Here is an 18,517-nt window from a genome sequence, read left to right on the forward strand (position 1 = left end):
AAGAGGCAAAACTATGGAAAAAATGTTGATTCATCCCCAGGGCTGCAAAGCCTGTGAATATTGTGTGGCAAACTGTCCTAAAAGAGCAATCGTGCTGGAGGGCCCTATCAATAAAGCAGGATATCCCACCCCAATGGTGGACCCGAAGAAATGCATTCTTTGCGGAACCTGTTATACGGTTTGTCCGGACTATGTATATGAATTCATCAAAGAGGAGGTGCAGGAATGAAAAAGCAATTGATGAAAGGAAACGATGCTATCGCTGAAGCAGCTGTCAGAGCTGGATGCCGATTCTTTTCCGGTTACCCCATCACTCCTCAAAGCGAGATACTGGAGTATTTATCCTGGCGGCTGCCGGAGGTGGGGGGCACCTTTATCCAAAGTGAATCGGAACTTTCCGGTATTTCTATGGTCTATGGCGCGGCGGCCACGGGAGCAAGGGCAATGACCAGCTCTTCCGGTCCGGGATTCAGTCTGCTGCAGGAGGGAATTTCCTATATCGCCTCCGCAGAGCTTCCCTGCCTCATTGTAGACGTGATGCGTTACGGTTCCGGCCTTGCAGATATCTTTACCGGTCAGGGAGATTACTGGCAGGCAGTAAAGAACGGCGGGCACGGCGATTATCGATGCATTGTCTACGCGCCTAATTCCGTACAGGAGTCGGCGGACTTAGTGGCTTTGGCCTTTGATAAAGCCGAGGAATACCGGAATCCGGTCATTCTTTTATCGGATGCTTCTATCAGTCAAATGATGGAACCGGTAGGGTTTCCCGAGCTGAAAGACCATGATATGGATCAATATGATTGGGCTTTAAGGGGAAAAGGAAATGGTCCCAATAAAAGACACACCTCCGTGATGTATTATAATCCGGATTACGACAACTATCTAAAGGCAAAATACGATACTATCGCAGCAAAGGAACAAAGATGGGAGGAGTATCAAACGGAAGATGCGGAACTCATTTTGGTAGCCTATGGGATATCATCCAGAATCTGCGAGGAAGTAGTGGATCTGGCCCGGGCAAAGGGCCAGAAGGTAGGGCTGATTCGGCCCATTACCCTTTACCCGTTTCCGGTCACGGCGTTTCAAAAGCTCAAAAATGTAAAGGCCTACGCCAGTGTGGAGATGTCCTGCCTTTCTCAGATGATTGAGGATGTTGCTCTGACTGTAAGAGGAGCAGCGCCGGTTTATCCGATCCGCGGCGGAATGAAGATCTATGAAGCAAGCGATATCTGTCATGAAATTGATGAAATCCTTGCAGGCCATGACAGGGAGGTGTATTGACAAATGGAAAGAAAACGACCCAAGATGCTTTATGTCGATCATAAATTCTGTCCCGGATGCGGCCATGGTATCGTAAACAGACTGATTGCCGAGGTGCTGGAAGAAATGAGCGAAGACGGGAATGCTCTTTGCGCCGTTGCCGTAGGCTGTTCCTCTTTGATGCCGGATACTTACGGCGTCGATATCGTTCAGGCTCAGCACGGAAGAGCGGCAGCAGTGGCTGTGGGAATGAAAAAATGCAGGCCGGACAGTATGGTATTCAGCTATCAGGGAGATGGCGATGCACTGGCAATCGGTTTTTCCGAAACCATGTATGCAGCAATCCGCAACGACAATATTACCGTCATATTTGTAAATAACAATAATTTTGGAATGACTGGCGGGCAGATGTCACCCACGACTCTTGAGAATCAGAAAACAACCACATCGCCGAAGGGAAGGGACGTAACAACTACCGGAAAACCTTTGGACGTAATGAAAATGATGAAGAGTCTGGACGTAGCCTATCTGGCCAGGGGAACCATGACAAGCAGTGCTGAAATTCTGAAAACAAAGAAATACATACGAAAAGCTTTTGAAGCTCAAAAAGCAGGCCGCGGCTATTCCATGGTGGAAATTCTTTCGCCCTGCCCGACGAATTGGGGTATGACACCACTTGCATCCTGCGAACGCATTCAGAATATTGTCAGGGAGGTCTATCCTTTAGGGGAGTTCTGTGATGGAGGTGCGAAGGAATGAACATAATTTGTGCAGGCTTCGGCGGGCAGGGGGTACTGACTGCCGGACTGATTTTAGGAAAAACCGGTGTGGATATCGGGAAAAATGTTACATGGATCCCTTCTTACGGAAGTGAAATGCGAGGCGGAACGGCCAACTGTAATTTGAAGATATCGGATACGAAGATATCCAGCCCCTTTGTAAAGGATATTGATATTCTCATGGTAATGAACATGCCGTCGGTAGATAAGTTTGAAGCAGCGGTAAAGCCTGGAGGCGTGATTATTTCCAATAAGACACTGATCGGGGCGCATACCTTCAGAGAGGATGTAAAACTGGTTGAAATTGAAGCCACCGCCATTGCAGAGGAACTGGAAAATCCAAAGGGAGCCAATATCGTCATGATGGGCGCACTGGCTGCTTCAGGTGATCTCTTTGACGAAATGACAATGGAAGAGGGAATTGAAAACTTCTTTCTTTCAAAAGGTAAAAAGAACCCTAAAAATGCATTGTGTTTTCGAAAAGGTGCGGAAGAGGCAGTGATAAGAGCGCGATAAGTATGGAACTGCTTCTTGGATAAAATGATAATGGAGAAGAATCTATGAATATAACAAAACTGTTGAAACCAAATAAGATTGCAGTGGTGGGAGCCAGTGAAAAGGAAGGCTTTGGAGGGGATACCTGCCGAAATATCCTGTCTTATATGGAGGAAAGCAAGTATTATTTTGTCAACCCGAAACGAGATGCTGTCTTCGGTAAGAAATGCTATCCGTCCATAGACAGTTTGCCGGAGCCCATCGATCTGCTCGTCATTTGCACGCCCAAAAGCACCGTAGAGGAGATGCTGAAAGAAGGAGCAAAAAAGGGAGTTGGTGCTGCGGTGGTTTATGCCAGCGGATATGGGGAGGTAGGGACGGAAGAAGGCCGACTGGCAGAGGAAGCCCTGATCCGGCTATGCAAAGAGCTTGACATCGCACTTATGGGACCAAACTGTGCCGGATATGCCAACTTCATAGACAGAATCTATCCTTTTGCATTCATTTCAGAAGAACGGGACAGGACGGGAGCCGTAGGGGTCGTATCCCAAAGCGGTCAACTGGTGCTTTCCATGATGGACAGCCCAAGAATGAAGTTTTCCTATACCATTTCCTCAGGAAACAGCAAAGTATGCAAAATGGAGGATTACCTGGAATTTCTCATCGATGATGCGGATACGAAAGTCATAGCCATGTACCTGGAAGGAGTCAAAGAGCCGAAACGATTCGTAGAAGCTCTAAAAAAGGCCGCAATCAAGAGAAAACCCATTGTCATGCTGAAGACCGGCAGGTCGGATAAAGGGCAGGCTATTGCAGCATCCCATACCGGAAGCCTGTCAGGCGCCGATAAAGTGTACGATGCTTTATTTCAGAAATTCGGCGTCATCCGGGTTGATGACCTGGAGGAACTGATGTCAACTGCACAGGCGCTTGCAACGCTTAACATGATCCCGGAACAGGAGGGTTTTTCCTGTATGAGTCTGTCAGGGGGTGAAACCGGAATCTGTGCGGATCTGGGCCAGCTTGTGGGGGTAGATTATCCGGACTTTGAACAATCCACCCTGCATAAATTGGAAGAATTACTGCCTAGCTATGCAACGCCCAACAACCCGCTGGATTCAACGGCAACCTTATCCTATGACAGCAAGAAATATGCTGAGGTTCTGGAAGCAGTCATGAAGGATCCAAACATCGGTTTGGTGGCCGTGGGCTATACCCTGCTGCAGGAGATTGCAGACAATGCCATCTTTTATATGAGCGAAGCTCTGGAAATGGTTTGCACCAAGGAGTGGGCAAAGCCGGTAGTAATGCTTCCCTTTGCTGAAAATACAAGAAACCGGGATTATGTTGAAAAGCTGGAAAGGATCGGGGTCCCCGTACTGCCAACTTCTTTATACGCATTTAAAGTGATCCGAAACATTTTGAAATTTGCTGCCTACAGACCGGAGCATCATAATTTTCATGTTGCGGTACCGGAAGTACATACAAATTCTCCTGGTAAAAGCGCTTTGACAGAGTCAGAAAGTAAAAGGCTGATTGCTTCTTACGGGATTCCCTGCGGTAGATTTGATGTAGCAGTCTCAAAGGAAGAAGCGGCTGAGATTTTTGAGAGGATGGATCTAACGGCTGCCGTAGCCAAGATTGACAGTCCGGATATTCTTCATAAATCGGATGTGGGCTGTGTGAAACTGAATCTCAGAGATAAGGAATCGGTAAAGCTCGCTTATGAAGAAATTATCATGAATGCCGAAAATCATTGCCCGGGAGCAAAGATCAAAGGCGTTCAAATCTGTGAAATGGCACCGATGGGCGCAGAAATGATTATCGGGGTCAACAACGACCCCCAGTTTGGCCCCTGTATATTGTGCGGAGCAGGCGGCGTATTTGTGGAGGTCTTCCAGGATGTTGCTTTAGGATTGGCACCGCTTTCAGCAGATGAGGCGGCTGAAATGGTCTATTCGCTGAAAGGCGTGAAAATGCTCCAGGGATATCGGGGAAAGCCTGTATACGATATTCAAAGCCTGATCGATACGGTGGTAAAAGTCTCCGAGTTTGCCTGCGAACATAAGGATCAAATGAGCGAACTGGATATCAACCCGGTATTCATTTATGAAAAAGGCATCTGTGCAGTGGATGCATTGTATATAAAAAAATAATGATTAAATGGAGGTAGAAAAGTGGAAAGCAAAAAACGCAAATACTTATCAATTCTCGCATTATCCGCAGCGGGAGGATCGATTTACCTTATCCCCTATATCCGATATGTATTTTATGATCATCAGATCGCAGCAATGGGCATTACCAACCAACAGCTTGGTCTGCTGACTTCTATTTACGCAATCGGCTGCATGATCCTTTATATTCCGGGAGGAATCATAGCGGATAAAACATCAACGAAAAAATGTATCCTTATCTCCTTAGCTTCAACGACACTGCTAACCGTTATTTATGCATTTACTTTAGGTTATACCGCATCTCTTGCTATCTGGTTCTTATTTGCATTTACCACTACTTTTGTATTCTGGGGGTCCTTGTTTAAAACCATCAGACTGATTGGAACCGCAGAAGAACAGGGCTTTATGTTTGGATTATACTACATGGGAAATGGGATCACAGGAGCCATCGTAAACAGCATTGCAATCTGGGCAACCGGTTTCTCCGAAGATATGAAATCACAGTTCTTCAATGCAGTCTTGATTTATGCTGCAAGTACTGCAGTTGCTGCAGTCCTGATCTGGTTCCTGGTAAAAGAGGATAAAGAGAGATCCAAAGAGCTGAAGGTGAATGAATTCAAGCTTTCCCAGGTTGGGGAACTGATTAAAAACCCTACCGTTTGGATTTTTTCCATCATTATTTTTGCAGGGTATTCTATCTACTCCAGCACCAGCTATTTCACCCCCTATTTAACAGAGGTGGTAGGCATCACACCGGAAGAATCGGGCGTACTCTCTATTTTCAGAACCTATTTGTTCTATATCCTGGCTCCTGTCAGCGGAATCCTTGCGGATAAAGTCTTTAAATCCACGAGCAAATGGTTTATGTTCCTGTTTATTATCTTAGCGGCTCTCTTCGCAGGAGTATTGATGATCCCGGAAGGTACGGGCGTTGTCTTCGTAAGCATTTATACCTTGCTTCCCGGCATGTTTGGCCTTGCCTTATATGGTGTTGTTTTCTCCATTGCCAATGAAACCAGGATCCCGGCAGCGGTTATGGGTACAGCGGTAGGAATTGCCTCCATTATAGGGTATACACCGGACTTCTTTATGGCTACCATGTTTGGCACATGGCTTGACAACCACGGTGCCGGTGGGTATAATTACATATTCATATTCCTGGCTTTTGTTTGTCTGGTTGGCTGTGTGGCGTCCTTCTTTGTCCGAAGAAGAGCAAAGCTGGTTCAGGATGCTGAAGCAGCAGAGTAATCACGGTTTGGCAGGTAACCGGGAACCGGTTATTTCGTAAGGTTTTTCCATGAACACGGTGTTTTCAAACCACCGTGTTCATATTCATCTTATCTGTATATTGGGAAAGTTGGCGAATCAATGAAAGATAGGTATCATCACTTTGAGGAAAATCAAAGTGAAAAACTGAAACGGGATTTGGGATTCTTTGCTACTACGGCTATTATCATGGGTCAGATGATAGGATCGGGGATTTATATGACCCCTCAGGGGCTGGCGGAATTGTCCAATCCCAGAGCTGCTATTTTGGCAATGCTTCTTACCGGAATGGGAACCATGCTGCTGGCTTTATGTTTTGCACGGCTGGGGTCTAAGATGCCTGCGTCTGGGTCGGCAGTGGTTTATACAAGAAAGGCTTTCGGAAACCTCCCTGCGTTTATTGTGGGATGGTCCTATTGGTGTGGATGCTGGATTGGAAACGGTGCTATTGTCCTCGGGGGTATCAGCTACGCCTCTTACTTTTTTCCATCGCTTTCAGACAATGGATTCCTGCAGTTTATCATATCCGTATCCGTCATATGGATTTATACCTTCATTAATATCAAGGGAGTGAAAGGAGCGGGCAACGTAAATCTGATTCTGACCATCGTCAAGCTTCTGCCCCTTGCTGTGTTTATCGTCATAGCCATACCGAATTTTGATGTGCAAAATCTGAATACGGTATCCTCTGATAAAGTATCGGGATTTCATGTTTTGCCGGTAGCCATTGCTTATTCTCTTTGGTCTTTCACCGGCTTTGAAGGAGCAAGTGTCAATGCCGGCGAGGTGAAGCATGCCGGTATGGTGAAAACGGCAACGGTTATGGGAACTGCCTTTGTTATTATTTTATATTTATTGCTTGTCATACTGGCTGCAGGAAATTTATCCCAGGCTGAATTGGCCGCATCGAACTCTCCTTTCTCGGATATTATTTTCAGAGCTACCGGGGGATACTGGGCAGGAGGCTTTATTTCGTTGGGAGTTTGCATCTCGGCATTTGGCTGTATTGGGGCCTGGATCATATCTTCTGCACGAATCGCCTATTCTCTTGGTGAACAGGGTCTTTTTCCGAAGTTATTCCAAAAAGTACATCCGAAATATAGAACACCCTATGTCAGCTTGATCATCAATGCTGTGCTGATGACTGTTGTCATGTTTTTAGGGTATATCACCAATCAGGGCTCCTTATATAATTTCCTGGTATTGCTGGCTGTGATGTCGCTGCTGATCTTCTATGCTTTTGGAGCGGCCTCGGAAATCAGAATTTCATATCTCACTGCAGATAGACGCAGGCCATTGCAGCTTCTAAAGAACTTCCTGCCGGGGCTTGTCGCTTTTGGATACTCCGTTTATACGATTTATGGTTCGGGGAAGGACGCGGTTTTTTACGGGGTTTTCCTGATACTGCTCGGGCTGCCGCTTTATCTTTATGCGAGAAAGCGTATTCTTTAAAGGTGCATTTTGAATACTAAGAGAACAATTTGTTATCGCTGATTGAAAAAAAAGAGTGAATGGAAATCCATGATTTCGTCATTCGCTCTTTTTTTGCTGGACAACAGCCGCAGATGTAGTATACTGAAATAAGAACAAATGTTTCTTTCGGAGGACGGTAATGAGCAAAAAATCCAAAACAGTTTTTGTCTGCCAGGAATGCGGATATGAAAGCCCCAAATGGCAGGGGCAATGCATATGTGGACAATGGAATACCATGATAGAAGAAAAAGTCGTGGAAATCAGGGAGGATGATTCCAGAAGAAGAGGTACTTCCGGCAGCAGGCCGAAGGCCAGTAAACTGTCCGATGTCAAGTCCGGAGATTTCAGCAGAATGGACACCGGAATCGGAGAACTGAACAGAGTCCTTGGGGGAGGTCTTGTAAAGGGCTCCCTGACGCTGATATCCGGAGAGCCCGGAATCGGAAAATCCACCATGATTATTCAAGCTGCTGCAAAGATTGCGGAACGATACGGAAAAGTTCTTTATGTCAGCGGAGAAGAATCGGAGGAGCAGATCAAAATGAGAGCCGATAGAGTCTGCAAGGGAAATCTGGAGCAGCTGTACCTCCTGTCGGAAACCAATATGGAGCGGATCGTACAGGTTCAGGAAGAACTGAATCCGGCTTTTCTGATCATCGATTCCATTCAGACCATGTATTCGGATTCCATGGAGTCAGCTCCGGGAAGTGTTTCCCAGGTAAGAGCCTGCGGAAATGAACTGATGAAGATCGGGAAAGGGAAGGATATTCCTGTCTTTATCGTTGCTCATGTCACCAAAAATGGAGAACTGGCCGGACCGAAAATTATAGAGCATTTGGTGGACTGTGTCCTGAACTTTACGGGAGAGCGGAACCAGGAACTAAGGATTCTAAGGTCTTACAAAAATAGATTTGGAACCACCAGTGAAATAGGTGCTTTTGAAATGGAAGAAGAAGGCCTGATTGAGATTCAGAACCTTTCAAAGAGTTTCCTTGAAGGAATGGAGCATGGAGCGGAAGGTTCCATGGCAACCGCTGTATATGAAGGCACTCGTCCGTTACTTTTTGAAGTACAGGCCCTTACGGCTCCTACCAGCATCGGATTTGCCAGAAGATCGGCGATTGGAGTTGAAATTTCAAGGCTGAATATGATTTTGGCGGTGCTCGAAAGGAAGGCAGGCTTATCCCTGATCAATCAGGATGTGTATGTCAATATTGTAGGTGGGTTAAAACCGGATGGCACCTCCATTGACTTAGCCGTTGCATTGGCCATCTATGGCTCGTATAAAGGCATCAGCGGATGTGCGAAGACGCTGGCTATTGGAGAAATCGGACTAACCGGAGATCTTCGTTCTGTTCAGAATGCCGATAGGATCGTGAAGGAAGCGGCCCGTATGGGGTTTACCAAGGTCATTTTACCAAATAAAAATGCCACTAAGCTTTGTGAGGTGCCCGGTGGCATTCAAATTATCGGAGTAATAAGTTTAAAGGGGGCAATTCAGCTATTGCATAAACAATAGGAATTGCTGTTATTGGATGTACGTTGTTTCTACCACCACCATCGTCTAAAGCGTCGGCCTCTACCTCTTCGATGGAACAATTCCTGGAGAAACAGAATGGATAAAAAGTCGCCAAAAAAGCCCCCGCCGAAAAATTGCTGGGCTTCCGGATGATTCTCTGCAGAATGAGACATTCTAGTGCAGACACAGTAATCTTCAAGTTCTGGGTGCACTCTAAGTACATCTTCTCTGAGCCTTTGGATCATTTCTTCCATCATCTCATGGCTGGGCATCATACAGTCGTAGGAGTCCATTTCATCGCAAATTACCATAATATGAGGCTGAACCTTATAGTAGACATCAGGATACATCGTATAGCAATCCATTCTATCCATTCTATCCATTCTGCCGGGCATCATGGCAGGCATGCCCTGTTTGTTGTAGCGCTCTTCTACGGAATCAGATTCCTTGTTATATTGCGTCATGTAAGGATTTGAGTTTGTATACACTTTTGTAAAAACCTCCGTTTCATAATTTGTTATATACGCTGATATAATCTACTCCATAGTATGATTGAGCACAGGAAAAGGTTAAGCGGTTTTTGGAATCATTTGGATTTTTTAAGGTGTAAGGATTGCATTCCGCCTGTACGGAGGGTAGACTATAATCATAATGCAATATCATAAAGCAAAATAGAAAGGAATGGGAATGGAGAAAAATAGAAAAATTATAAAGATAGGGGTTACCAGTATTTTTCTGGCAGTTATCTTGTGTTTGATTACAGCTGAATATCTGAAGCTGGAGAAACCGGTATTTTTTAAAAACTATTGTGAATTAAGCAGTCCCTTCTATCGGAATGCAGAGGGAGCCATCGAGCAGCAGGAAATTGCCATTGCTATGCAGTACGTTACCAATATTTCCGACCAAAGAACAATAGTGGATGTTCGATTTCCGGAAGCGCCTCAGCTAAACGTATCTGTTGCTCAATCAAATTTCAACACTGCCGCCTTTGTATTCGGACCGGATGCCGAACAGGCACAGGGAACCACGTATGGAAGGTACAGCCTTCGAATGGTAACTGCTGCCGTATCTCTTCCGAACCCTGAGGAAGAACTTCGGGATCAAGAGAATATTGTATTGACTCAGGCTGTGGTGGTATATCAGAATGGTGAAAGTCAGGAAATACCGTTGGGAAAGATCATCCTTTCCTATCGCTTTCTGGAGGAAGACCCTCTGGAACCGAGAACCAGCACCAGCTCTTCAGATGGAACTTCTTCAGCTTTTTTGTTTGCAAAGGACGATATTTGTATTCTTGATGTATCTTCTCCTTTGCAGGAAGAATTCCGGGATATGATTGAAATCACTATAAATAAAAAAGATTATGAATCAATAGACCGTATGCCAATCAAAAAAGGAAATTCCGTAGAAATTTTTACGAAGATGAAAATCACATCGGATTCCTTGAACCGGTATGATACCTATAAAATTGTCCCGGAAATGATTTATGAAGACAGTAACGGTAAGCAATTCAGGGAGAAAATATATAATATGGATTACATACCTTACCATCTGAATCAATACTCATTTTTCGGTTTGGTAAAATACCTGCATGGAAGGGGGATGCTTTAAATGTTTGAGGGATATCGGATTATTTTTTGGGGTATTTTTATTACCACCTTTCATATCAATATTGGCCCCTTGCAGATCCTTCCCAATTTCCTGGGTTATTTTTTGATCTTTATGGGTATAAAATCCTTGATGGAAGAATTTACATCTGAGGACCTGATAAAAGCTAAAACCACGGCTCTCCTTTTAGGAATCTACTCCCTGATTGCCGGAGTCCTGGATCTGGTGCTTTCTGATAGCAGAGGGGCTTTCCTGCCGGTTGTATTGCTTCCCGTTGTTGCGGCAATGCTGGAATTGTTCCTGTTTTATTACTTGTTCAGAGGATCTGCGGTGTTTTTGAAAGAAAGCGGTCAAGGGGAGCTGGCAGACAGCTGCGTTGCAAAAACCAGGGGATATCTTCTTCTGTTTATCCTTCTGACGAATTTGGAGATCGTAGGACTAACCTTTCAATTGCAGAGTCTACTCACCGTATTTGCCATCGCCATGATTTGCTTAAGAATATGGTTGATGGCAACCATCAGCGGTTTGAAAAATACCGTATCAGACTTGAGAATTCAAACAGGCGAATAGCGGCAGAATTGAATGTGATACTTGTTCGGGAGGGAAACATGAAAGAGCTAAGGCTATCAAAAGAGACAGAGATACCCCGTTTAAAAGAAATGTGGAAGCTTTGCTTCGGAGATGAAGACAGCTATATTGATTATTATTTTGCTCACAGATATCGGCAGGAAGACACAGCAGTGCTCCTCAGCGACGGAAAAATTGCTTCTATGCTCACGATGATACCTGTGTGGCTCGTGTTGCCTCAAGGTGAAAAAATAAAAGCTTCCATGCTTTATGCCATTGCTACCCATCCCCAATATCAAGGCAGAGGTTTGGCGGGTGAGTTGATGGACTTTGCAAATGATCACCTGGCTGAAAAGGGGACTTCCTTTTCCATGCTTGTCCCTGCTGAAAAAAGCCTCTTTCGCTTTTATCAGCGGCAAGGATATCAGGAAGCCTTCTATCTGAGAGAAATAAAAGTTGATGACCGGCAAATGAAAGAGCTTCAGAGAACCGCTCTGGGAGCCGCCTCTATAGCAGGAAAATTCTATCATGCAGGCCCGGAAGAATATAATAAAATCAGGGAATCACATTTCCGGAACCACTTTCACGTCGCCTATGAAGCGGATGAATTTTCGTATCAGAAAAAGATTTCCCAATTGTCGGGAGCTGATTTATACGGGATAGATTTCCCGGGGTATCAAGGCTGTATGCTGGCAGAACGTATCGATGAGGATAAAGTGTTAATTAAGGAATTGCTGGCTTCTGAGAAAGACCTGGTCTCAGTGATATTGGAGACGGCAAAACTGCTTCCGGCTGCAGAGTATTTTTTTCGTATGCCTGCGTTTTTAGGGCAAAGCCTGGAGGCGTCCTCTGTCAGACCATTTGGAATGATTCGGAACCTGCATGATCATTCGCAATGGAGGAAAGAAAAGGTGCCGGGATTGAAATTTGATCAATCGGAAGTTGGATCTTCCGGATATTTAGGCCTGGCATTTGACTGAAAAAGGATAGGATTATGAATAAAACAAAACAATTGGATTCTAAAAAAACAACCTATTTAATTAGACGGTTTGCACCGTATTTCAAGAAATATAAATGGATTTTGCTGTTAGATCTATTTTGTGCGGCATTGACCACGGTCTGTGAGCTTGTGCTCCCTTTGATCGTGCGGTACATTACAGATAAAGGCATGAACGATTTGGAGGCATTGACGGTAGAGATCATTCTCTCCATCGGCGGAATTTATCTGGCCCTTCGACTGATAGACGTGGCTGCCAATTATTTTATGGCCAATGTCGGTCATGTCATGGGTGCGAAAATAGAAACGGACATGAGGCGGGATTTATTTTCTCACCTTCAGGATCTGTCCTATTCCTATTACAGCAATACGAAAATTGGCCAGCTGATGGCCCGCATCACCAGCGATCTTTTTGACATTACGGAATTCGCACACCACTGCCCGGAGGAGTACTTTATTGCCGCCTTAAAATTCATTGTATCCTTTGTAATTTTAAGCTCCGTCAATCCATGGCTGACATTGATTATTTTTGCCATTATTCCCATCATGATTTACTGTTCCATGCAGTTTAACCGGAAGATGAGAAGCGCCTTCAAACGCTCCAGAAATCAGATCGGAGAGCTGAATTCACAGGTGGAAGACAGTCTGCTTGGCATCCGTGTCGTGAAATCCTTTGCCAATGAGGAAATCGAAGAGGAAAAATTTGAAGAAGGGAATAAGGGATTCTTAAATATCAAAAAAGAGGCTTACCGTTATATGGCGGGATTTCAAAGTACTACCAGATTGTTTGACGGCGTCATGTATATTACCGTGGTAGTTGCGGGAGCTTTATTTATGATAAGGGGTCTGATTACTCCTTCTGATTTGATCGCCTACCTTCTTTATGTCACCATGCTTTTGACTTCCGTCAGAAGAATTGTTGAGTTTACCGAACAGTTTCAAAGAGGAATGACAGGGATAGAACGATTTATAGAGGTCATGGATGAGCCTGTAGAAATTCAAGATGAAGAAGGCTCAATACCTCTTCCTCAGGTTGAAGGAGATATCCGGTTTGACCAGGTGAGTTTTCGCTATTCGGACGGTGACAATGACGTACTTTCCGATATTAATCTTCATGTGAAAGCTGGAGATCATGTGGCACTGGTGGGACCCTCAGGAGGAGGAAAAACCACGCTGTCCAACCTGATCCCCAGGTTTTATGATGTCACTGCGGGGAGAATTCTGATTGACGGGCACGATATTAAAAAGGTCACCATTCATTCTCTGCGATCCCAGATCGGGGTGGTACAGCAGGAGGTCTATCTGTTTTCCGGCTCCATCTATGATAATATCGAATATGGAAAGCCCGGGGCCTCTAGAGAAGAAATCATCAATGCGGCAAAGCTTGCCGGGGCCCATGACTTTATAACGGAACTGCCGGAAGGGTATGAAACCTATGTGGGAGAGAGGGGCGTCAAGCTATCTGGCGGACAAAAACAGAGAATCAGCATTGCAAGAGTATTTCTGAAAAACCCGCCGATCCTTATCCTGGACGAAGCTACCTCTGCCTTGGATAATGAGTCGGAATTGCTTGTCCAGCAATCTCTGGAAGAACTGGCTAAGGGAAGAACAACCTTTACAATTGCACACAGATTGACGACGATAAGAAATGCATCCGTTATTTTGGTGCTGACAGATCAGGGAATTGTGGAACAGGGCAGCCATGAGGAACTCATAGAAAAAAAGGGTGCTTACTATAGGCTTTACAATTTATACAACACAGCAGGAACAAACATCGGAGATTAGGAATACTTCAATCAAAGGACTTAACGCAGCATGACAGGATTCAGATTGGTGTCGGTCTGCACTGCTAAGGTGTCTAATTGATCGTCTTCCGATACGTTTTTTTTGGCAGCATTGCGTTCTCTTTGCACTACAATGGTACTCAGCGTATCTACAAACAGAGAAAGAACGGCGGACATATATACCAGGTCATCGTCGGAGAGATCTTTTGCCACATAATTTGCCAGAATTGTAATAAACAACGTCAGTTCACATGGTTTCATAAGAAAAAATCACCTCCATTAAGTATATGCCCGGACTTAAAAGAGGTGATTTGTACGGCAATTTATTTCTCTTTGGGATTGTCAGAATTCACATTGGAAGCGATAACTTTGACTGTCCTTTATCCAATTGCCCCTTTGGAGGCCTTGCAAAGCTCCGAGCTGGAAATGCGCCATGGAAATCCCCAGGTCAATTTCCTGATTACCATGGTTTTCCTTGGCAATGAAAACGGATATTTGGCCATCCTGATAACGGTAGCCGATAGGCTTACCGTTCACAGCCGAAGGTGCAAAGCGGGCAGCTTCTATCCCCAGCTTTACCCATAGAGGCGGTGTATCCGAAGCCTCTTTCAACAACTCGTTAAAGGTCTGTTTGCTTTTTCCCACCTGAGAAATGATCCTTTCCTTCAGCGATTTATTCTCTCTGACAATGCCGGCAGCGATGATACAGATCAGTTCGTCTTCTTGATCTAAAGCGATATGTTTTCGGCAGGATTCTTTATCGAAAGTGCCTGAAATCCAACAGGTACCCAGATCTAACGAAACACACTCCAGAACTAAAAATTCTCCGTAATACCCGGCAAGCCTTTTGCTTTCTTCGGATTGGCTGTTCCCTACAAGCGCAATGACTGCCGGAGTGCCGGAAAACATTCCGTAGGACGCTTTGTATCCTGTCAAAAATTCGTGTCCATTATCGATGAATTGTATTTTCAGACCGCTCTCCATGTTGAACATGTCGATAAGCTGTTTGATTTGGGCAACCTTTAAAGCAGATATTCTTTTGTTTTTATACGACCTCCGGGAAGTTCTGCTGATGATTGCCTGATTCCAAGCTTGTTTTAAATCCATTTTTTTAACCCCTTTTTTTTACATCTCTATTCTATATTTTAACCCGATTAACAAGAACTTACAACCGACAACATTGATTTTGCTGTTGGATTTTTCCAATTTGCAGTTACTTTTTTATAAAAAAATTGTTTGGCAGCGGCTTAAGGTTATAATGATTCCGAAAAAGTGCAGACTATGAAGGATAACAAAAGAAAATAAATGCCAGCGATGGAAAGGAGCTTATGATGAGCAGCAATCAGAAAAATAAGATGAGAAATAAAAAGGAAGACGGGAAATTTTCTTCAAAAAATGTGAAACATGACCCTCAGGCGGAAAGCGCCAGAGCTGTTTTCGGATTGGACGGGAAGGGAAGACCCGATAAGGAAAGATGAGTCAAGGTAAAAAACTGTTTGAGCAGATGGATTTTCACCTGATGGAGGATGATGCTCCATCCTGCTTTTTGAATGGAATTGAGGAAGAGATCTTCTATACATCATACCCTTTTACCTTCATAAGCAGGTTGAAAGAGGTACCGCAATCCCCGCTTCATCATCCTGAAGGAAATGTATGGAATCATACGATGCTGGTGGTGGATGAGGCGGCCCGTATCAAAGAGAAGAGCAAGGATAAAAGGGCTTTTATGTGGGCTGCCCTGCTTCACGATATCGGAAAAGCCGATACGACCAGGAACCGTAAGGGGAAGATCACAGCTTATGATCATGATAAAGTGGGTACGCAGCAGGCTGTGGAGTTTCTAAAATTTTTTAATGAAAAAGAGGATTTTATTGAAAAGACCTCGAAATTAATCCGATGGCATATGCAGATACTCTTCGTAGTAAAATCCTTAAAATTTGCAGATATAGCATCTATGAAAAGGGATACAGACATTGAGGAAATAGCACTTCTTGGCTATTGTGACCGAATGGGGAGAACAGGAGCAGACCGGGAGGCAGAAGAGGGAAATATAGAGAGCTTCCTGCATCAATGCAAAGAAATTAGATGATATTGGGCGGGGAATAAAAGAAATAAGATTGACAATCAGGGATATATCGTGTAACTTTATAGTAGATTTTGTAAAAAAAATTACACTCTGGCCAGCCTTTTAGGCAAAAGAAAGGGAACTCGGATGTCCATCGATATTATCAACCCGTATTATTCTTTATATTACAGTAATTTAAAAAGTACGGATGTCTCTTCTTCTACCGATATTCAGAACGGAGATGCTATAACCGGCGACGGCAGTTTTTCCGAGGTTTTGAAAAAAACAGTGACGCAGGAGAAAACGGCAAATCTTGATGCTATTTTTGCAAAAGCATCTGAGACTTTTGGTGTTCCTGTTGCACTTTTAAAGGCTGTGGCTAAGGCAGAGTCAAATTTTAACCCTTCGGCGGTATCCGGTGCCGGTGCACAGGGAATCATGCAGCTTATGCCTGCTACGGCAAGGAGCCTGGGCGTCTCCGATTCCTTTGATCCGGAACAAAATATCATGGGGGGTGCAAAATACTTAAGTCAGATGCTTGTGCGTTTTCAGGGAAACACGGAGCTTGCTCTGGCTGCCTATAATGCCGGCCCAGGAAATGTTATGAAATATGACGGAGTTCCGCCCTTTAAGGAAACACAAAACTATATCGGCAAGGTCATGGCTTACAGCAATGAATTTAGCGGTACCAATACTTTTGTTGGTACAAATTCTTCTTATCCTGCCAACAATTTTAATCTAACTGGTGTTAATGAAACAAGCTTAAGCAATGCTTTTCAGGGGCTTGTTCATTCTGCTGTTGCAGGTGATGGCACACTGGATCCTAAGGATGCCGCACTTTTCCTAAGTCTTTATCAATATAAATTTCAATTAAGCGCATTGTCAATTTCTGATTCCGACGAAGGATAGATTGCTATCCGGATCTGTTTAGGCCTTCATCATTTTATCTGATCGTTAAGAAAAAATGGTAACGGAGGTGAAGCATGTTCTTTTCTAATTTTTTCTCAGATTTTAAAAAGAAAGAAACTCAATTCACTTATGAATGTATTAAAATTTGTCTGCTTTACTTAGCTCTTGGATTTCTCTGGATCTACTTTTCAGATAGAATCGCATATACTTTGTCAAAAGATGATGCCATGCTGCTATTGATCAATCAATATAAGGGCTGGGTCTATGTCTTTATGACTTCTATCATCCTGTTTTTTCTGATTAATAGTTTATTAAAAAAAGTAGAAGAATCCAAAAAAGAAAATCTTTATTTAAGCTACTATGATGTCTTAACCGGCTTATACAACCGAAGATTTTACGAAGACGAAATAAAAAGACTGGATGTGGAAAAGAACCTTCCGATCTCCATTATAATGGCTGATGTAAACGGTTTGAAGCTAGTAAACGACGCTTTTGGTCATCAGCTGGGGGATCAGCTTCTTCAAAAGTCAGCTGAGGCCATAAAGCATGCATGCCGGGAAAATGATATTATCGCACGTTGGGGCGGTGACGAATTTGTGATATTATTGCCCAACACAAGGAATGCAGAGGCCGAAGAAATCGTAAACAGGATTAAGTCCACCTGCAGCCGAAAGCATGTCCAAAAGATCCGAGTCAGCATGTCTTTGGGCTGGGATACCAAAGAGACTGCAGACACAAGTATTATTCATGTTCTCAAAAATGCGGAAGATCAGATGTATAAGCATAAAGTTATACAAAATGAAGGGCTAAGAGGCAATATTATAACGACCATCATCCATACGCTCCATGAGAAAAACCCCAGGGAAGAGCAGCACTCTGAGAGGGTGGGGGATATCTCCCACAGCATTGGGGAAGCACTGGGTCTTTCTGAGATGGAAACCGGAAAGCTCAAAACAATCGGCCGTCTGCATGATATCGGCAAAATAGCCATCGAAGAGGGAATCCTCAATAAACCCGGTTCCCTTACCCAACAAGAAAGAGAAGATATTATGCGCCATCCCGACATTGGATTTCGTATCCTCAGCGCATCCTATGAGATGATAGAATTGGCGGAAGCCATATTATCCCACCATGAGAGATGGGATGGAAAAGGATATCCAAGAGGGCTTGCCAGGGAGCAAATCCCTTTTGTTGCAAGAATTGTTGCGGTGGCAGACAGCTATGACGCCATGACCAGTGAGCGGCCGTACCGCAGTGCGCTGTCGGAAGAAACGGCAGTAGAGGAGATCAGAAAGAATGCAGGATTTCAGTTTGATCCTGTGATTGCAAGGGTTTTTGTTGAAAAAGTATTAAATAAACCGTGGGAATAAATATTTATTAGTTAGTGAAACTAAGTCACAATTTTTGTCTGATCAGCAAAAGGTCAATCCCAATAACAGGTCATGATTTTGAAGGTCTTTCATCCTTCGATTCGCAATTTTTAGAACATCAAACAAACGGTAATATAATCGGTGTTTGACGTTACCTAAAAATTCAGCTCATCCTCGGATAAGACCAAAGCAAAATCATTCCGACGTATTGTTATAGCCCTTTTGCTGATCAGACAAATTAAATCACATAG

Annotated in this window: 19 protein-coding genes; 16 read left to right on the plus strand and 3 right to left on the minus strand. The window is 44.1% G+C overall.

The window, feature by feature from the left end; all coding sequences use genetic code 11:
• Nucleotides 1-13 precede the first annotated feature (13 nt).
• The 8 genes from KCX82_RS14860 to radA all read left to right on the plus strand — a co-directional run bounded on the left by KCX82_RS14860 (nucleotide 14) and on the right by radA (nucleotide 8,969).
• Entirely contained in the window at nucleotides 14-229 is a 216-nt protein-coding gene (locus KCX82_RS14860; RefSeq protein WP_227019277.1) for a 4Fe-4S dicluster domain-containing protein, read from the plus strand.
• Nucleotides 226-1,284, plus strand: a complete 1,059-nt coding sequence (gene vorB, locus KCX82_RS14865) for a 3-methyl-2-oxobutanoate dehydrogenase subunit VorB (protein WP_227019278.1) — start codon at nucleotides 226-228, stop codon at nucleotides 1,282-1,284. The genes KCX82_RS14860 and vorB overlap by 4 nt, the downstream gene beginning before the upstream one ends.
• Nucleotides 1,285-1,287: 3 nt before the next feature.
• Nucleotides 1,288-2,022 (plus strand): thiamine pyrophosphate-dependent enzyme, encoded by a 735-nt coding sequence (locus KCX82_RS14870; protein WP_227019279.1) that lies wholly within the window; start codon nucleotides 1,288-1,290, stop codon nucleotides 2,020-2,022.
• Nucleotides 2,019-2,558, plus strand: coding sequence for a 2-oxoacid:acceptor oxidoreductase family protein (locus KCX82_RS14875; RefSeq protein ID WP_227019280.1), 540 nt, complete (start codon nucleotides 2,019-2,021; stop codon nucleotides 2,556-2,558). The genes KCX82_RS14870 and KCX82_RS14875 overlap by 4 nt, the downstream gene beginning before the upstream one ends.
• 44 nt (nucleotides 2,559-2,602) lie before the next feature.
• Nucleotides 2,603-4,693 (plus strand): acetate--CoA ligase family protein, encoded by a 2,091-nt coding sequence (locus KCX82_RS14880; protein WP_227019281.1) that lies wholly within the window; start codon nucleotides 2,603-2,605, stop codon nucleotides 4,691-4,693.
• Nucleotides 4,694-4,714: 21 nt separating this feature from the next.
• Nucleotides 4,715-5,959 (plus strand): MFS transporter, encoded by a 1,245-nt coding sequence (locus KCX82_RS14885; RefSeq protein WP_227019282.1) that lies wholly within the window; start codon nucleotides 4,715-4,717, stop codon nucleotides 5,957-5,959.
• A 120-nt stretch (nucleotides 5,960-6,079) separates the two neighbouring features.
• Entirely contained in the window at nucleotides 6,080-7,429 is a 1,350-nt protein-coding gene (locus tag KCX82_RS14890) for an APC family permease (RefSeq protein ID WP_227019283.1), read from the plus strand.
• A gap of 160 nt (nucleotides 7,430-7,589) precedes the next feature.
• Nucleotides 7,590-8,969 (plus strand): DNA repair protein RadA, encoded by a 1,380-nt coding sequence (gene radA, locus KCX82_RS14895; RefSeq protein ID WP_227019284.1) that lies wholly within the window; start codon nucleotides 7,590-7,592, stop codon nucleotides 8,967-8,969.
• Between the two features lie 29 nt (nucleotides 8,970-8,998).
• Here the strand turns inward: radA and KCX82_RS14900 are convergent, their stop codons facing one another.
• On the minus strand, nucleotides 8,999-9,433 hold the full coding sequence (locus KCX82_RS14900; protein WP_227019285.1) for a hypothetical protein: 435 nt from the start codon (nucleotides 9,431-9,433) through the stop codon (nucleotides 8,999-9,001).
• Between the two features lie 223 nt (nucleotides 9,434-9,656).
• On the opposite strand from KCX82_RS14900, the gene KCX82_RS14905 reads away from it, so the two are divergent.
• Genes KCX82_RS14905 through KCX82_RS14920 form a run of 4 tightly spaced genes read left to right on the plus strand, consistent with a single transcriptional unit; the run spans nucleotide 9,657 to nucleotide 13,923 of the window.
• Complete coding sequence (locus KCX82_RS14905) at nucleotides 9,657-10,577, plus strand: hypothetical protein (protein WP_227019286.1); 921 nt, start codon at nucleotides 9,657-9,659, stop codon at nucleotides 10,575-10,577.
• Nucleotides 10,578-11,144, plus strand: a complete 567-nt coding sequence (locus KCX82_RS14910; RefSeq protein WP_227019287.1) for a hypothetical protein — start codon at nucleotides 10,578-10,580, stop codon at nucleotides 11,142-11,144. It begins immediately after the preceding gene.
• 38 nt (nucleotides 11,145-11,182) lie between these two features.
• Complete coding sequence (locus KCX82_RS14915) at nucleotides 11,183-12,121, plus strand: GNAT family N-acetyltransferase (RefSeq protein ID WP_227019288.1); 939 nt, start codon at nucleotides 11,183-11,185, stop codon at nucleotides 12,119-12,121.
• 14 nt (nucleotides 12,122-12,135) lie between these two features.
• Complete coding sequence (locus tag KCX82_RS14920; RefSeq protein ID WP_227019289.1) at nucleotides 12,136-13,923, plus strand: ABC transporter ATP-binding protein; 1,788 nt, start codon at nucleotides 12,136-12,138, stop codon at nucleotides 13,921-13,923.
• A gap of 20 nt (nucleotides 13,924-13,943) precedes the next feature.
• Here KCX82_RS14920 and KCX82_RS14925 read toward each other — a convergent pair whose 3' ends face one another.
• Both KCX82_RS14925 and KCX82_RS14930 read right to left on the minus strand, forming a co-directional pair.
• Entirely contained in the window at nucleotides 13,944-14,183 is a 240-nt protein-coding gene (locus KCX82_RS14925) for a hypothetical protein (RefSeq protein ID WP_227019290.1), read from the minus strand.
• Nucleotides 14,184-14,264: 81 nt separating this feature from the next.
• Nucleotides 14,265-15,029: a nitroreductase family protein gene (locus tag KCX82_RS14930; RefSeq protein ID WP_227019291.1), complete on the minus strand. Its 765-nt coding sequence runs from the start codon at nucleotides 15,027-15,029 to the stop codon at nucleotides 14,265-14,267.
• Between the two features lie 224 nt (nucleotides 15,030-15,253).
• Here KCX82_RS14930 and KCX82_RS14935 point away from each other — a divergent pair, with 224 nt between their 5' ends.
• The 4 genes from KCX82_RS14935 to KCX82_RS14950 all read left to right on the plus strand — a co-directional run bounded on the left by KCX82_RS14935 (nucleotide 15,254) and on the right by KCX82_RS14950 (nucleotide 18,266).
• Nucleotides 15,254-15,400 carry a CPC_1213 family protein gene (locus KCX82_RS14935; RefSeq protein WP_227019292.1) on the plus strand — a complete coding sequence of 49 codons (147 nt, stop codon included), beginning with the start codon at nucleotides 15,254-15,256 and terminating at the stop codon, nucleotides 15,398-15,400.
• Nucleotides 15,397-16,011 (plus strand): HDIG domain-containing metalloprotein, encoded by a 615-nt coding sequence (locus KCX82_RS14940; RefSeq protein ID WP_227019293.1) that lies wholly within the window; start codon nucleotides 15,397-15,399, stop codon nucleotides 16,009-16,011. Before KCX82_RS14935 ends, KCX82_RS14940 begins: the two co-directional genes overlap by 4 nt.
• Before the next feature lie 123 nt (nucleotides 16,012-16,134).
• Nucleotides 16,135-16,896 (plus strand): lytic transglycosylase domain-containing protein, encoded by a 762-nt coding sequence (locus KCX82_RS14945; RefSeq protein WP_227019294.1) that lies wholly within the window; start codon nucleotides 16,135-16,137, stop codon nucleotides 16,894-16,896.
• A 74-nt stretch (nucleotides 16,897-16,970) separates the two neighbouring features.
• Nucleotides 16,971-18,266 carry a bifunctional diguanylate cyclase/phosphohydrolase gene (locus KCX82_RS14950; protein WP_227019295.1) on the plus strand — a complete coding sequence of 432 codons (1,296 nt, stop codon included), beginning with the start codon at nucleotides 16,971-16,973 and terminating at the stop codon, nucleotides 18,264-18,266.
• The last annotated feature ends 251 nt before the right edge of the window (nucleotides 18,267-18,517 follow it).

It is taken from the genome of Sinanaerobacter chloroacetimidivorans (assembly GCF_018128545.1).
Taxonomy (GTDB): domain Bacteria; phylum Bacillota; class Clostridia; order Peptostreptococcales; family Anaerovoracaceae; genus Sinanaerobacter; species Sinanaerobacter chloroacetimidivorans.

Excerpts from the sequence above, each read along its gene's own strand:
- KCX82_RS14860 (WP_227019277.1), top strand. The coding sequence starts at position 14 with ATGGAAAAAATGTTGATTCATCCCCAGGGCTGCAAAGCCTGTGAATAT.
- vorB (WP_227019278.1), top strand. The coding sequence starts at position 226 with ATGAAAAAGCAATTGATGAAAGGAAACGATGCTATCGCTGAAGCAGCT.
- KCX82_RS14870 (WP_227019279.1), top strand. The coding sequence starts at position 1,288 with ATGGAAAGAAAACGACCCAAGATGCTTTATGTCGATCATAAATTCTGT.
- KCX82_RS14875 (WP_227019280.1), top strand. The coding sequence starts at position 2,019 with ATGAACATAATTTGTGCAGGCTTCGGCGGGCAGGGGGTACTGACTGCC.
- KCX82_RS14880 (WP_227019281.1), top strand. The coding sequence starts at position 2,603 with ATGAATATAACAAAACTGTTGAAACCAAATAAGATTGCAGTGGTGGGA.
- KCX82_RS14890 (WP_227019283.1), top strand. The coding sequence starts at position 6,080 with ATGAAAGATAGGTATCATCACTTTGAGGAAAATCAAAGTGAAAAACTG.
- radA (WP_227019284.1), top strand. The coding sequence starts at position 7,590 with ATGAGCAAAAAATCCAAAACAGTTTTTGTCTGCCAGGAATGCGGATAT.
- KCX82_RS14900 (WP_227019285.1), bottom strand. The coding sequence starts at position 9,433 with ATGACGCAATATAACAAGGAATCTGATTCCGTAGAAGAGCGCTACAAC.
- KCX82_RS14905 (WP_227019286.1), top strand. The coding sequence starts at position 9,657 with ATGGAGAAAAATAGAAAAATTATAAAGATAGGGGTTACCAGTATTTTT.
- KCX82_RS14910 (WP_227019287.1), top strand. The coding sequence starts at position 10,578 with ATGTTTGAGGGATATCGGATTATTTTTTGGGGTATTTTTATTACCACC.
- KCX82_RS14915 (WP_227019288.1), top strand. The coding sequence starts at position 11,183 with ATGAAAGAGCTAAGGCTATCAAAAGAGACAGAGATACCCCGTTTAAAA.
- KCX82_RS14920 (WP_227019289.1), top strand. The coding sequence starts at position 12,136 with ATGAATAAAACAAAACAATTGGATTCTAAAAAAACAACCTATTTAATT.
- KCX82_RS14925 (WP_227019290.1), bottom strand. The coding sequence starts at position 14,183 with ATGAAACCATGTGAACTGACGTTGTTTATTACAATTCTGGCAAATTAT.
- KCX82_RS14930 (WP_227019291.1), bottom strand. The coding sequence starts at position 15,029 with ATGGATTTAAAACAAGCTTGGAATCAGGCAATCATCAGCAGAACTTCC.
- KCX82_RS14935 (WP_227019292.1), top strand. The coding sequence starts at position 15,254 with ATGAGCAGCAATCAGAAAAATAAGATGAGAAATAAAAAGGAAGACGGG.
- KCX82_RS14940 (WP_227019293.1), top strand. The coding sequence starts at position 15,397 with ATGAGTCAAGGTAAAAAACTGTTTGAGCAGATGGATTTTCACCTGATG.
- KCX82_RS14945 (WP_227019294.1), top strand. The coding sequence starts at position 16,135 with ATGTCCATCGATATTATCAACCCGTATTATTCTTTATATTACAGTAAT.
- KCX82_RS14950 (WP_227019295.1), top strand. The coding sequence starts at position 16,971 with ATGTTCTTTTCTAATTTTTTCTCAGATTTTAAAAAGAAAGAAACTCAA.